We start from the raw sequence: 14493 nt of genomic DNA, 5'->3' as shown, positions 1-14493 counted from the left end.
GGTGGCACTTGAGGTCAAGGTCTACCGCGACATCCGCGCCTACGAGGCGAAGGTCCTCTTCGGGTGCTCTTGGCGCCAGCTGGCCGTGGTGGCGTGCGCGTTGCCGGTCATGGCGCTGTTCACCTGGCTGCTGTGGGGCACCGGTGCCAACGGCTACCTGCTCTGGCCGGTCCTGGTCCCCGTCGTAGCCGTGGGCTGGTGGAGGCCCAGAGGGCTCAAGCCCGAGCGGTTCATGCCTTACGTCTTCGAGCGTTTCGTGGGAAAGAAGGTGCTGGTCCATGAGTCCGGTGATGCGCAGATCGAAGAGGAACGACGTCGCCAGCGAGACTCCCAGCGCCCCGACGTCGCCGAACTCGAAGGACGGGGCCTCCCTGCCCGGGCGCTGGGCCCGAGCCGCCCCGAGCCCCAGCGTCAGCCCCGCGGGCTTCGGCGCTCGGCGTAAGCCCTCCGCCCTCTCAGACGGCTCCGCGACCAGCACCTCAGGCGGGTCCACCGACCCCAACGGAAAGGCCAACGGCAGCTCCGGCAAGCGCAGCAGAGCGCGCAAGACCAAGATTCCTCCGACCGGCGGCGCGCTGCGCGTGGTGCCCTACGAGGCCATGCTCCCCGACGGTGTCGCCTGGCTCGGGGAAGACGCCTGGTCCATCAGCGCTGAGGCTGGAGACATCTCCTACCTGCTCAGCCCCGAGGAGGTCCAGACCGACATCCTCAACCGCTGGGGACGCTGGCTGAACGGCTTCGGCGGCGCCGTCGCCCTGCACATCACCATCGTCAACGAGGTGCGTGACTCCGACGCCTTCGGCCGCCTGGCCCGCATGTCCTACGCCGGTGAGGCCGAGGACGACCTTCGCGAGGACTTCAACACCCACATCACCCGCAAGCTGTCGACCTCTCGCGGCAACGTGCTGACCAGGCGCTACATCACCTTCACCCTCAAGGGCGAGAAGAACCGCGAGCAGGCCTGTGAGCGCCTGCACCGCACCATCACCGACGCCCAGGCCAGCCTGCGCCAGCTCGGCTGCACCGTGCGCCCCCTGGGACGCGCCGAGCGCTTGGAACTCCTCGCCAGCAAGACCCGCCGCGGCGAGCGCTTCACCTGGACCCCTGACCACCCCACCCTGGAGGCCGTCGCGCCACGCAGGGTCGAGGTCGCGCCCAGCCACCTCGTGCTGGGCGAGGGAGCGGACGCCTGCTTCCATGCCAGCGTCTGGGTCGGGAGGCTGCCGGCGTGGCTGTCTGACCGCCTCATCAGCGACCTGGCCGAGATCCGAGGTGACCTGACGATCTCGATGCACCTGCAGCCCTACGACAACGCCGACGGGCTGGACCTGGTGCGCGGCCAGATCGCCAACCTCGAGATGCAGTACATCAACGAGAAGAAGCGAGCCGCCAAGAAGGGCCTGGACGCCGACCAGGTCCCCCACGGGCTGACCACTGCCCGCGACGAGGCCAAGGAGCTGCGCCGGGAGCTGGAGTCCAGCACCGAGCGCCTGTGGTCGACCTTGACGACTATCGGGGTCACCGCCCCGACCAAGGCCGCGCTGGACTCCCTGGTGGAGATGGTGACCACCACGTTGCGCTCGCACAGCTGCGGCGGTCAGCGGCTGACATGGATGGGTGTCGACGCACTGCGCACCGAGCTTCCGCTGGGGTACCGAGCCCTGCCGATGGAGCGCACCTTGACCACCGGTGTGGTCTCAGCGATGCACCCCTTCACCACCCAGGAGCTCATCGACGCCGGCGGCATCTGCTACGGCATCAACGCCCGCTCCGGGAACCCCGTGATCGCCTCCCGCGCCGAGGCGATCAACGGCAACGGGTTCATCTTGGGCACCTCAGGATCGGGCAAGTCCCACGCCAGCAAGGCCGAAGCCCTCTCGGTACTGCTCACCACCGACGACGACGTCATCATCATCGACCCCGAGCGGGAGTACGCCGCGCTCACCGAGGAGCTGGGCGGACAGCGCATCGCCCTGAGCGCTGACGGACAGACCCACATCAACGCCATGGCCATCGACCTGGACAGCGCCGCGGAGAACCCGATCCTGGCCAAGGCACACTTTGTCCTGGGCCTGGCCAAGGCGCTCATCGGTGGCGCGGACGGCCTCAGCCCCGGCGAGCTCGGCCTGATCGACCGCAGCACCGTAGAGCTGCTGCGCGCCTACGCCCTGGACCCCGAGAACCGGACCCCACCGACCCTGACGGACCTGCGCGATGCCCTGCGCGCCCTGGAGGACCCCGAGGCGCGCGGCCTGGCGCGCTCTCTGGACCTCTACACCGACGGCTCGCTGGGCTCGTTCAGCAGGCAGACCAACGTCCGCCTGGAGGGCCGGCTGGTGTGCTTCGACATCGCCGATCTTTCCGCGGAGCTCAAGACCATCGGCATGATGATCATCCTCGATCAGGTGTGGCAGCGCGTCACCGCCAACCGCGCCCGCGGACGACGCACCTGGCTGTACGTCGACGAGTTCCACATGCTCTTCCGCAGCGCCGACACCGGCGAGCACTTCCTGACGATGTTCAAGCGCGCCCGCAAGTGGGGCCTGATGTTGACCGGCATCACCCAGAACATCGAGGAGCTGCTCGGCTACCAGAACGCGCGCCTGATGCTCGCCAACTCCGACTTCCTGATGCTGCTGAACCAGTCGGCCACCGACGCCGACGCCGTGCGAGACCTGCTGCGCATGTCCGAGGAGCAGCGCGACCTGTTCACCGGCGTCGCTCCCGGCACCGGCCTGTTGAAGTCCGGCAACGCCTTCATCCCCTTCGACAACCAGATGGAACGCACCGGGCGCCTCTACCGCCTGTTCAGCACCAAGTTCGCCGAGACGGCCTGACCCGATGGCCGCACCGCGCCCCAGGGGGCAGTTCAAGCTCAGCTTCCACGAACTGAACGTCGCTGCCGGCGCTCGACGCATCGCCCCGGTCAGCACCGCCATGGCCTCTAGTGCTCGCGGTGCGAGTGCCGTAGCCGGCCTGGCGCGCGCTGAGGAGCCCTCCGGCACTCACGACGGCGACAACGACCGCGGGCAGGACCTCTCTGTTGATGCGCTGCGCGTGGGAGCCGGCGCAGCCAGAGTCGCTTCGGGAGCCGCCGAGCACCGCATCCGCCGGGTACAGCGCAACGCCGGTGAAGGCGCCGAACGCATCCGCACCGCCGCAGCACCGAACACCCCAGCTTCCCCGGGCAGCAGTCCTCGAGCGGGTGCGGTGCCCACCGCGCGCAGCGCTGGGGCCTCGACCGCCAGTGCCCCCACGGTGCCCGGGACTGCTCCCGGCACCAGTCCCGACACCAGACCCGGCGGCAGTCCCGGCGGCAGTCCCGGCGGCAGTCCCGGCGGCGGTCCTGGTAGCGGTCCTGGCAGCGCTGCCGGCACAGCCGCAGCGGCGCCCCCGGGCACTGATCTCACCTACGGCGGCACGACCCCGACGTTGCCGCGCATCCGCTCCCGAGTCACCAGCAGCCCAGTCGGCAGCGCGCGCACCCCCTCTGCGCGCGCGGTGTCCAGCCGGACAGGCACCCCCGTCGGTCCCCGCCTGATGCGAGGGCCCCACCTCACGCGACGCAGCCCCTTGCTGCGCCGCACCCGCGCGGCCGCCGCCGGAACGCCCGGCACGGCCAGCCGGGTCGCGGCCCTGCTCAGTGGAGGCGGTCGCACCGGTGGGATCTTCGTGGCCCGCGCCGCGGCCGTCATCACCCAGCGCATCGCCGCTGTGATCGTCTCGGTGCTGGCCGCAGTCACCGGCGTCAGCTCAGGAACCATCATCGTCGCGGCCGTCGCTGTCGTCGCCGTCATCGCTGTCGCGCTGGCGTTCCTGCCGCTGATGAACCAGACCGCCCAGCAGCAGGCCACCTCCGGCAGCCTCACCGGAGCGTTGGCGGCGACCGGCACGGAGGTGCCGCCGGACCTGGTGCCGCTCTACAACGCTGCCGGGACGCTGTGCACCCAGATCCCCGCCACGCTGCTGGCCGCCCAGGGCAAGCAGGAAAGCGGCTTCAACCCCGAGGCCACCTCTCCCGTGGGGGCCCAAGGCATCTCCCAGTTCATGCCCGGCACCTGGGCCACCTGGGGCGCGGACGCCAACGGCGACGGCCGCGCTGACCCCTTCGACCCGGCCGACGCCATCCCCGCCCAAGGCCGCTTCATGTGCGACCTCGCCGCCAAGATCGAACCCCTGATCGCCAGCGGCGCGGTCCAGGGCGACGTCCAGCTCCTGACGCTGGCCGCCTACAACGCTGGCCTCGGCAACGTCACCAAGTACGGCGGCGTCCCACCCTTCGCCGAGACCCAGGCCTACGGCCCGCGCATCCTGGCGCTCGCTCAGACCTACGGCGCGACCCTGACCACCACCGTCGGGCTGCCGGGTGGAGTCGCTGGCACCGGCGACTACGCCGCAGTGATTGACGTGCTCACCGACGCCCTCGGCACCCCCTACGTCTGGGGCGGTGGGGGCGTCAACGGACCCTCCAAGGGCTTCGGGCGCGGCGCTGGCACAGTGGGCTGGGACTGCTCGAGCTTCATGCAGTACGGCTTCTACCAAGCCACCGGCGGCGCGCTCACCCTCCCCAGGACCGCCGCTGCCCAAGCCAGCGCCTACCAGGGCAACGCGGTGCCGGCGGACCAGCTACAGCCCGGTGACCTGCTGTTCTACGGCGGTATTGCCAGCGCCAACCACGTTGCTATGTACGTGGGCGACGGCAAGATGATCGAGGAGCCGAGGACCGGGCTGGCCGCACGGATCACCACAGCCCGCATGGACTTCACCCTGGCCGCGCGGGTGCCGCTGCCATGAGCGACAACGAAGGACCCCGCCCCATGAGGACCACACCGACGGTCCCTGCTCGCCTGTGGGCTCCCAGACCCACCCGAAGTGGCGACCGCGCTGCCAGACCGGCTCGCACCACCACTGCCCTGGCCCTCGCCCTGGGGGCCGTTCTCACCCTGAGCGCGTGCGGGTCACCCGACGCCTCGGACCCCACCACCACCTCGAGCACAGCGATGAGCGCCGCCTCCAGCAGCAGCGAGCCCAGCATCCCCACCGGCGGGACTACCAGCGCCTCCAGCACCCCGGCCACCACCTCGGCCGCCACCGGCGACGCCACTGCGAGCGCGAGCGGCAGCGCCAGCAGCCAGGCGGGCACCGAGACCCTGACCGTGCCCGCCGGCAGCCGGCCGCCGCAGCTGACCTGGTCCAGGACCGCTGACCCCGACGTCATCGCTGCCACCTTCGTCGCGGCCACCTGGCAGATGGACACCACCACCGACACCAGCCCCAGCGCAGCCCAGCAGCGAGCCGCGCAGCTCAGCACCGAGACCCTGGCGGCCACGCTCGCGCAGGCCCCCGTCAGCAGCGGCGGGGCGGCGTGGAGCGACCTGGCCTTCCGCAGCGGCTGGACCAGCGTCGAAGCAAGCTCCACCAGCACCCCAGACGCTCCCGACAGCGACACCGAGAGCTACCGGCTGGTCAACGCCACCATCACGGCTCACGGCTCCGACGGCTGGACCAGCGCCGACCTGTTCCCGCCGGTGGTCGTCTACGTCTCCCTCGTGCCCGATGGAGCTAGCTGGCGCGTCGAGGACGCCACCACCTACTCCTCATGACGACCTCCCCGCAGGCGAGACCTCAGATGACACCTCAGATGACCCAGCAGGCGACTAAGCAGACGAGATGGCAGGAGCCGGCGTGAACGCCCCCGAGCCCATGCGACCGGCCTCTGACCTGCCCGGTGCCACCCCGGGGCCGTTCGAGGGGACCAGTCCAGTCCAGCGTCATCACCTGCACTTCTTCGTCCAGGACGCAGGCGAGGGCCGCGCGATCTTGCGTCTGAGCCCCGCTGAAGATCGCCAGGGTCGGTCCTGGGACTGCCGCACGACGGGGGCCGCCGAGCGCGTGGCTCTGCGCTACGCCGCATCCGTGGCTGGCGAGAGCGGCCTAGCCCGCGTCGTCATCGAGTCCGAGCAGGACCGCCACCTGTGGGACGTGAGCGCCGCAGGCCCGCATCCGGTGCCAGCCCAGCATCCCGGCAGCAGCTCCGGCCAGACCACCTCGCGCTCCACCTCACCGCCGACCCCGGCCGCGCAGCCTCCCCTGCCGCCACCGGCGCTGTCCCCGCCGCCCTCATCACCGCCGGCTCCCAAGCGTGAGGTTGAAGACCCCTGGGTCTCCAAGCCGCGCCGCCTAAAGATCGTTCCGCCGCTATCCGCCCCGGCCGAGCCCCCTCCCAGCCAGGTGGACGTCAGCGAGGCAGCACAACCTGTTCGAGCAGAGACCCCCGCCGCGGATCTGCGTGACGACCCGTCGTCGGCGCCCACCGGCGCGCCTGGCGGGCAGCAGGCGTCAGCGGCCCCGCGGTCGATGCAGGAGCAGCTGCTCGCCTCACGCAACCGCTTGGCCGGTGCCAGCGCCCGGGTACCGCAGCCGGACTGGGACAGCATCGTCAAGGGCACTGATCCCACCCCTGCCCCGGCCGCGCCCCCGCTGGGGCGCGAGCCGCGCCCCAGTGACCTTCCGACCGCCGAGGTCATCGTGCGACAGACCGCCCCGGGCACCACCAGCGTCGTCGTCGACCCCGTGGTGACTCCGGTGATCAAGCCAGAGGCCCCGCCCGCCGCAGACGCCAGCCGATGGGTCGTCGCTTCCGCCGTCTCTGCGCCCCTGAGGGACCCTGTCGAGCAGAGGCTCGGCGGTCCCTTCGACGACCAGCTTGACGACCAGCTCGACGATTGGCTCGACGACGACCTGGTCGAGTCCGAGGTCATCACGACCGGTCCCATGCAGCAGCCAGCCCCCAGCGCCCTCCTCAGCGCTCCCGCACCGCAGTCCTCTCCCGCCTCGCAGCCTGCACCCGAGCCGCTGACCAGCCCAGCCCCGGCTGCCCTGCCCGCCCAGCGCGGCTGGCGGGGACTGCTGGTGCGAGCCGGATTGCGCGTGGGCCCGGGCGCCGCCGAGCGCAGCGAGCGCGCAGACCACGCCGCGGCCCGACGGTTCTGGACAGGGCCGCGCACCATCGCCGTGGTCAACCCCAAGGGCGGTGCAGGGCGCACCCCCACGACAGCGATGCTGGCAGCGGTCTTCGCCCGCCACGGCGGCGCTGTGGTGGCCTGGGACGCAGCCGCCGGCGCCGGCACGCTGGGCTGGCGCACCCAGCACCGCCAGCACGACGCCAGCGCCATCGACCTGCGCGACCACCTGGACGACTTTCTGTGGACCGACGCGCGGGCCAGCGACCTCATGTCCTTCGTCCACCACCAAGACGAGGACCTGTACGACGTCCTGCCCGGCCGTGCGATGGCGGCCGGCGCCCTGGATGAGTCCTGGAGTGCAGCCGACGTCGCTGAGCTCCACGGCCTGCTTGCCACCTACTACCGCCTGGTCGTCGTGGACACCGGCGCCAGCGCCGAGGACCCCGCCTGGCAGGCGGCTGTCGCCGCCGCCGACCAGCTCGTGGTGGTCGCCACCCCCCACCCGGCCGTCATCGCGAGCGGACGGCGTCTGCTCGAGGCGCTGACTCACCGCGGGGGCCACCATGCGGCGCTGGCGCGTGGCGCGGTCGGTGTCCTGACCGAGGCCGAGCCGGGAACCCACCGCGCCGCCGTGGCCGCAGCCGCCAGCGGCCAGCTGCTTGCGCCAGAGCAGGTCAGCGTGGTCCCCCACGACCCCGCCATGGTCGACGGCGTGCTCACCTACGACCGCCTTCACCGACGCACCCGACGAGCCTGGCTGCGTGCCGCAGCGATGACGGCGGCCGCCATGCCCGAGCACTCTGACGTCGTGGTGGGCGACCTTGCCTGAGCCGTCGCCACGGCCGCGGGTCATCAACGCTGGCCGGCAGTCGTGACGACCGGCGTGCGGGCGCCCGATGTGACCCTGCGTAGCCTTGACGTGCCTAGAACGACCCGCGGGCCGGTGACGTCCCCGGTGACGTCCCCGTTGACGCCCGCCTGCCCAGGATCCGGAGAACGACCCTGTGAGACCACCGGCAACCGGTCAACACCGTCGCGCCGCGGACCAGTTCTTGGCAGGTCGATGGGCCCCACCAGCGCCTAGGCTTGAGCACCTGACAGCGGCTCTCGGGCAGCCAGTAGATGCAGAGGTCAACAGCGCGGTGAGCCGGGGGTGACGGTGACGTCAGACGAGGTGCCCCGCCGCCTCCCCCTGGGCGAACGCATCCGCATCTGCATGGAGCGCGGAAGGCCGAACCGGGACGTCCCGTGGTCGCTGCAGCAGGTGTGCTCGGCCATGGCCGAGCACGGTGTGAGCATCACCCCCTCTTATCTGTCGAACCTGCGTCGGGGTGGTCGCACCGAACCCAGTTCGACGGTCCTGCGGGGGCTGGCCAAGGTCTTCGACGTCCACTGGACCTACTTCATGGCCGACGACGAGGAGGCAGCAGCCGCCGAGCGCCAGCTGCGCCGCCTGGAGGAAGCCGGCCGAGCAGCCAACAGCGCCGCGGTGAGCCTGGGTTCTTATGGCCAGAGCGCTGAGGGCGGCCAGCTCAGCTTGGCCGAACGCCTGGAGCGGTGCTTTCAGGTGATGCACCCCCGTGACCGTGACGCCTTCACCAACAAGGAGGTCGCCGAGGGTCTGCAGGCCCACGGGGTGCAGGTCTCTGAGCAGTACGTGCACATGCTGCGCACCGGAGCGCGCGACAACCCCACCATCGGCGTGCTGCGTGCCTTGTCCCACTTCTTCTTCGTGCCCCCGACCTACTTCTTGGGATCGGACCAGGAGATCGAGGAGATCGACGCGCAGCTGGCGTACCTTCAGGCCGTCCGCAGCCCCGAGGCGAGGGACTTCATCCTGCGCGCCGGTGAGGCGACCCCCGAGACGCTGCGGGCGGTGGCTCACCTGCTGACCATGCACAACCCCAGGGATGACGACTCCACCGGAAGCGGGCCCCGTGAGCACCCGCATGCTTGACCCGTCCAAGCAGATGGCGGGACGGGCCCCCACCTTCTGAGGCACCGCTGCTGCGGGGTGCCCGACACCCCTGACTGCGCCCTCCCCACCTGACGCGCCGTTCGCTCGAGCGGACCGCGCTTGCGCTGCCGGCGGCGCTGCCACTGCGCTGCGTGATGACCCCGGGCACCCCACCAGGATTCTTTCACTCTCTGTATTGGCTGGTCAGAGGATCAAGAGCCCACAAGGTGGACGTCGAAGAGGCGATCTAGTGTGGGCGACTCAAGTGCGTGGGGAGCGACTCTCTGGGGAGGGGTGGAGCGTGAGTCTGACGGGTGATGAGGCCACCGAGCGGCGCTGCCGCGCCCTTGCAGCCTCCGTCAAGCTGCCCCAGCCCTTCACAGTCCCGGGGCTGCTGGAGTCCGTCGCGCAGATGACAGGCAAGCGGGTCATCTCTGCCCCCCCACCCTCTATGGGCCTGACGGTCTCGGGATGCACCGAGCACCTCGGCGACGCCTTTCGCGTGCAACATCCCGACGGGGACGACACCTGGTCGCTTCTGGTGACGTGTCACGAGGTGGGGCACATCCTGGCCGACCACCTGCTCCCGCCCGGGCCCGCGGTCCGCCGCAAGCACGAGAGCAGCACCGAGCTCTCTCACTTCTCTGAGCACCCGTGGCTGGACTACGCCTGTCGCAGCGACTGCTCGGATCAGAACGAACGAGAGGCCGAGACCTTCGCGGCCCTGCTGGTGAGTCGCATCACCGAGCAGATCAACGAGGAGCAGCGGTGGGTGACGCGCAAGGCGGTCACCCCCACACAGCGGCGTGTCATCGGACGCTTCGAGGACATCCTCGGCGGCAGGACCCGCGGCGATGGCTGACACCGCGGCCGCCGACCCCCAGGCGGTATGAACGCCCAGCTGAGTGGCGTCCTGCTCGACGTCCTGTTCCTGGGGGCGCCGCTGCTGCTGGCGTGCGCCTCGGTGGCCACCATCCGCCGCAGCTCAGGAGCAAGCGGCGCACTGAGCATGCGCGTCGGCCTGGCTGCCGTGGGAGTGGGCACCACCTTCCATCACCCCGGCGTCCGCGACGCGGTCACCGCAGCCCTCGGTGCCCCCCTGATGTCCACCGCGTACCACGCGGCCTTCCTCATCGTCGGCATCTGTGTTCTGGACGTCCTGGCCGCGGGACTCGGCCGGTCCGAGCGACGGCGCCGTCGGCAGCTCATGATCGGCGTCGCCGCCTTGATGCTGTTGGCGCTGCCATGGGTGCTCGACCCTCCCGGCCCCCACGGTACGAGCGCGCTCTACGGGCCGGACTTCTTCAACGACGGCTGGCAGACCGCCGCTCACGCTGGAGTGCTGGTGACCTTCCTCGGGTGGGCAGAGATCAGCCTCCTGCGCCACTGCCTGAGCAGGGGCCTGCCCATCGCTCGCACCGCGGTCGGCGTCAGCCTGCTCCTCATCGCGGCCACCGCCGCCTGGGCGCTGGTCTGCCTGGGCACCGCGGCGATCACCTCAGCGCTGTGGTCGATCGGTCTGGGCGGCGCGATCTCCGCCGACCTCTACAACGCCATGACCGCCGGCTCGATGGGCCTGGCCACACTCTTCGTCGCCGCCGGCGCGGCCTGGGCTCCCCTCGCCAGTGCCTGGGGGCGATGGCGAGGCGACCGAGAGCGCAGGAGGCGCGTCGACGTGCTCCTGCCGCACTGGCAGGACCTGCGCGAGGTGCTGGCAGACCACAGCCCCTTCACCCCGGGCATCCGTGAGGCACCCCGTAGCCCCGAGCAGGCCAAGCTGCAGGAGCTGCTGCTGTTCGGCGAGATCAGGGAGGCCCACTGGCGGCTGTACGGACTCGTCACCCAGGACGAGGTAGAGGCGTTCCTCAACGAGGCTGAGACCCTGGGCCTGTCTGCACTCGATGTCATGGCCTACGCAGACCAGTGCTGCTTGCACCTGGGCCTGCAGCGCTGGCGCGCGGGCCAGCGGGCCGTACGCGGCCGGCGCACCCAGCCCACGGCTCCCACAACGCACCGGGCGCTGGTGGAGCACCTGCTGCGAGGGAGCCAGATCCAGCGCCGTCTGGTTGCCGCACACGGGGAGAAGCGATGAACGCCGAAGGTTCGGGTCAGGTCGACCCGCCAGAGGGGGCACCGGGGTGCCTGACCAGCGAGCGGCTGCAGCACGCACAGGCCACCTACCGCGCCCTCGTCCAAGAGCACTACCCGGTGGAGTTCAGCATCGGCCACCGCCTGGCCTACCTGCGCACCTACGCCTCCCCCAGGGTCGCAGGCCTGCTGGTGCAGACCGGCCACGTCGCCCACACCCCCCTGAAGCGGGCCACCGACACCGGCCTGTTCATCTACGAGCTCATCCACGCCGGGTTCGACAGCGAGACCGGGGAGCACGTCGTGGCCCGCCTGCGAGCGATGCACCTGAGGTGGAAGATCAGGAACGAGGACCACCTGTGGGTCCTGGGGACCTTCGTCGTCCTCAGCCTGCGCCTCATCGACCAGGTCTCCCACCGCCCCCTCAGCGAGGACGAGCGCCAGGCCACCGTCGACTTCTACCGCGAGCTCGGCACGCGCATGGGCGTGCAGGACGTCCCGGCCGACTTCGCCACCTTCGCCGCCACCTTCGACGCGTACGAGCTGGCCAACCTGCGTCGCTCCCCCGCCGGCCAGCAGCTGCTCGCGGCCACCTGGCGAGCGGCGCTGTCCACGATGCCCGCGGTCCTGCGTCCCTTCACCGGTCAGGCCATCGCCGCGCTCACCACCGAGCCCGCGCGGACCGCTCTGGGTCTTGACCGACCGAGTGCGCTGACGAGGTCAGCCGTCTTCCTCGCGCTGCGCACCCACTCGCGCACGGGTGTGCTCGCCAGCACCGCACCGCAGTTCACCCCTGGCGGACCCCAGGTGGTCTACCCCGGGGGTTACCGCCTCGAGCAGCTCGGCCCCGACGACGCTGAGGATGCGCAGCGGTCCCTCGACTGACCCGTCGGTCAACGAGCACCGGTAGCGCGCCAAGTCGTGAGGTCCTGAGCGGTACGCCCTCAACAGAGGTGATCGCCGACCGTCGCAGAAGGGATCGCTGGCCGGACTCGTTGGCCGAGCAGCGGCTCAGCCCTCTGCGTAGAGGCGCGGAGGATCACCACAGCGTTGCGAGACCCATGGGCGCCGTTCAGCTGATCGGCGCCCTGTCACCTGCAGCGATGAGCGAAGCCCTGTCTTGACACCACCCACCGTGACAGCGGCTGTCTCACTGCGCTCCCAGTAGACACCCTCGGGGCGCATCCCGCTGATCCCTGACCCACGCTCGCCCCCGGTGCCGACCGTGAACTCGGCCGACATCTGAGGGCATCGGCAGTCCCAGCAGGTGGGACGGAGCACTGCACAGCACATGGCCGGTGCTGTTCAGGGCAGACCGCACCTGTGTGCGCTGCGACCCCCACCGCGTCCTTGACCCTGCCGATGGATGCGGTGGCAGCTGCCCGCTCACGGGCCTTCGTAGAGCAGGCGCACTGCCGCACCCACGCTGCCTCGGTGCTGGATGACGCGCGGCTGCTGATCAGTGAGCTGGTCAGCAACGCGGTGCGCCACGGCAGCCCACCGATCACCACCGAGATCGAGTGCCGCGGGTCGGCGGGGTTGCACGTGCGTGTCAGTGACGCTGCTCCGGGTGCGCCGGTGGTGCGCGATGCGGATGACGATGCCGTCAGCGGTCGGGGGATGCGGTTGGTGGACCTGCTGTCCTCGGCGTGGGGTGTGGAGCCGGGTCAGGCTGGCAAGGCCGTCTGGTTCCAGCTGGGTCCTGCAGGATCCTGCTGAAGGAGCCGCTGCTTGGGGGATGGGGCCTTGCGCAACCGTGCACCGGAGGCCGGGAGGTTCTTGGGGCGCTTTACCGGCCGCCGGCTATTTTCGCCGCCGTAGGGATCACTGTCCGAGCCGCCCTGAAGCCTGCCTCGACCACTCTTCCGCGCGGCCGAATATGACTTAGGGCCTCACCGACCGACCATCTGGCCGGTCGGTGAAGCCCTCACGATCAGCGGGCGCCAGCGTCCGCCGGCTGCTGCTGCCACGCGCTCCACCCGGCGTAGCTGCCCTCCAGCTGGACCACGCGGTGCCCGGCGCGGCGCAGGGCGCTGGCCACGACGGCGTTGCGCATCCCGGACTGGCAGTAGGTGACCACCGGGGTGCCCGAGGCGGGGTCGGGCAGCTGGTCGGTGTGCCACAGCGCCCGCCCACCAGACAGCTGTGTGGAGCCGGGCACGTGGCCGGCGGCGTGCTCGGTGCGGTTGCGGACGTCGACGACGGCGGCGCCGGTGGCGGCGACGAAGTCCTCCAGGGCAGCGGGGCTGACGGTCTCTGCGGGTGCGAGGTCGAGCCCGTCCAGGGTGGTGGTGTAGCCGGTCAGGGCGTCCACCCCGACGCGCACAAAGTGGGCGCGCAGCTCCTCGGCGGCCTCGGCGTCGGCAGCCAGGGCCACCAGCGGGCGGTGCTCGGTCTCGGGGTCGTAGACCCAGGCGACGTAGCTGGCGGCCTTCGCGGCGCCCGGGACGTGCAGGGCGCCGGCCGGTGAGCCGGCGCGCACGGCGGCGGCGTCGCGGGCGTCGAGCAGGACCGCCTCGTCGGCGTCCAGGCGGGCGCGCAGCGCCTCGCCCTCGACGCGCTCCAGCGCCGGCAGCGGGCCCAGCACGACGGGACCCTGGCGGTTCTCGCGCTTCATGCGGGCGAAGTAGGCGTGGGCGTCGGGCTGGCCCTCCAGCAGCTCGGCGACGAAGCCGGCCTCGTCGTCCTCAGCCAGGTAGCGAGCCCACCAGGCGTACAGGCGCTCGTAGCCGACGGTGGTGGAGGCCACCGCGCCGAGCGCCTTGCCGCACGCGGAGCCCGAGCCGTGGGCGGGGTGGACCTGGACGTGGTCAGGAAGGGTCAGGAAGACGCGCTTGAGGCTGGCGAAGAGGTCCTTGGCGCCCTGGTAGCGGGTGTCGAGGCCGCCGGCGGCCTCGTCGAGCAGGTCCGGGCGCCCCAGGTCCCCGGCGAAGACGAGGTCACCGGAGAGCAGGTAGCCGGGGGCGTCGGTGAAGGCGCCGTCGGTGAGGGTGAAGACGAGGTGCTCGGGGGTGTGCCCGGGGGTGTGGCGGGCCTGCAGGACGAGGTTGCCGACGCGCAGCTGGTCGCCGTCGTGCAGGCGCTCGGCGGCGAAGCCGTACTGCCAGTCCGCGCCGCCCTCGCCGGAGACGTGGGCGGTGGCGCCGGTGGCGGCGGCCAGCTCGCGGGTGCCGGACAGGTAGTCGCCGTGGATGTGGGTCTCGGTCACGGCGGTGATGCGCATGCCGTGCTTGTCGGCCAGCGCCAGGTAGTCGGCGATGTCGCGGCGGGGGTCGACCACGACGGCCTCACCGGTCTTCTGGCAGCCGATGAAGTAGCTCGCCTGGGCCAGGTCCTCGTCGTAGAGCCTCTCGAGCAGCACGGGTTCCTCCTGTGGTTCCGGTCAGCGGATCGGGCAGCTGCTTGCGCAGCCCCCATCCTGTACGTACATTTACTTCCAGCGCAAGGTGCGTACATTCCATTCCGCTCCTCGCTCCGATCCGC

At 71.1% G+C, this 14493-nt stretch carries 11 protein-coding genes; 10 read left to right on the top strand and 1 reads right to left on the bottom strand.

The genetic code is table 11. The features are described 5' to 3' along the window. The first annotated feature begins 1 nt into the window (after position 1). The 10 genes from FMM08_RS20020 (at position 2) to FMM08_RS19970 (ending at position 12729) form a co-directional block, all read left to right on the top strand. Positions 2 to 442, top strand: a complete 441-nt coding sequence (locus FMM08_RS20020; protein ID WP_180357942.1) for a PrgI family protein — start codon at positions 2 to 4, stop codon at positions 440 to 442. 142 nt (positions 443 to 584) lie between these two features. After that, positions 585 to 2837: a VirB4-like conjugal transfer ATPase, CD1110 family gene (locus FMM08_RS20015; RefSeq protein ID WP_139713852.1), complete on the top strand. Its 2253-nt coding sequence runs from the start codon at positions 585 to 587 to the stop codon at positions 2835 to 2837. A gap of 736 nt (positions 2838 to 3573) precedes the next feature. Continuing rightward, a complete protein-coding gene (locus FMM08_RS20005; protein WP_187279887.1) occupies positions 3574 to 4794 on the top strand; it encodes an NlpC/P60 family protein in 1221 nt (406 codons plus the stop codon). Positions 4795 to 5000: 206 nt separating this feature from the next. Next, positions 5001 to 5603, top strand: a complete 603-nt coding sequence (locus tag FMM08_RS20000; protein ID WP_139713857.1) for a hypothetical protein — start codon at positions 5001 to 5003, stop codon at positions 5601 to 5603. A gap of 1171 nt (positions 5604 to 6774) precedes the next feature. Further along, positions 6775 to 7794 (top strand): AAA family ATPase, encoded by a 1020-nt coding sequence (locus tag FMM08_RS19995; RefSeq protein ID WP_222711003.1) that lies wholly within the window; start codon positions 6775 to 6777, stop codon positions 7792 to 7794. A 345-nt stretch (positions 7795 to 8139) separates the two neighbouring features. Further along, complete coding sequence (locus FMM08_RS19990) at positions 8140 to 8922, top strand: helix-turn-helix domain-containing protein (RefSeq protein ID WP_147928118.1); 783 nt, start codon at positions 8140 to 8142, stop codon at positions 8920 to 8922. Positions 8923 to 9223: 301 nt separating this feature from the next. Continuing rightward, positions 9224 to 9784, top strand: a complete 561-nt coding sequence (locus FMM08_RS19985) for a hypothetical protein (protein WP_139713863.1) — start codon at positions 9224 to 9226, stop codon at positions 9782 to 9784. A gap of 102 nt (positions 9785 to 9886) precedes the next feature. Beyond that, entirely contained in the window at positions 9887 to 11014 is a 1128-nt protein-coding gene (locus tag FMM08_RS19980) for a hypothetical protein (RefSeq protein ID WP_147928117.1), read from the top strand. Further along, positions 11011 to 11895, top strand: a complete 885-nt coding sequence (locus FMM08_RS19975; RefSeq protein WP_147928116.1) for an oxygenase MpaB family protein — start codon at positions 11011 to 11013, stop codon at positions 11893 to 11895. Before FMM08_RS19980 ends, FMM08_RS19975 begins: the two co-directional genes overlap by 4 nt. A gap of 477 nt (positions 11896 to 12372) precedes the next feature. Further along, positions 12373 to 12729 carry an ATP-binding protein gene (locus FMM08_RS19970; RefSeq protein ID WP_139713930.1) on the top strand — a complete coding sequence of 119 codons (357 nt, stop codon included), beginning with the start codon at positions 12373 to 12375 and terminating at the stop codon, positions 12727 to 12729. Between the two features lie 214 nt (positions 12730 to 12943). On the opposite strand, the gene FMM08_RS19965 is transcribed toward FMM08_RS19970, so the two are convergent. After that, on the bottom strand, positions 12944 to 14371 hold the full coding sequence (locus FMM08_RS19965; protein ID WP_147928115.1) for an MBL fold metallo-hydrolase: 1428 nt from the start codon (positions 14369 to 14371) through the stop codon (positions 12944 to 12946). Between the last annotated feature and the right edge of the window lie 122 nt (positions 14372 to 14493).

The sequence above is a fragment of the Quadrisphaera setariae genome, assembly GCF_008041935.1.
GTDB lineage: Bacteria > Actinomycetota > Actinomycetes > Actinomycetales > Quadrisphaeraceae > Quadrisphaera > Quadrisphaera setariae.
This window is presented reverse-complemented; position numbering and strand designations above follow the sequence as displayed.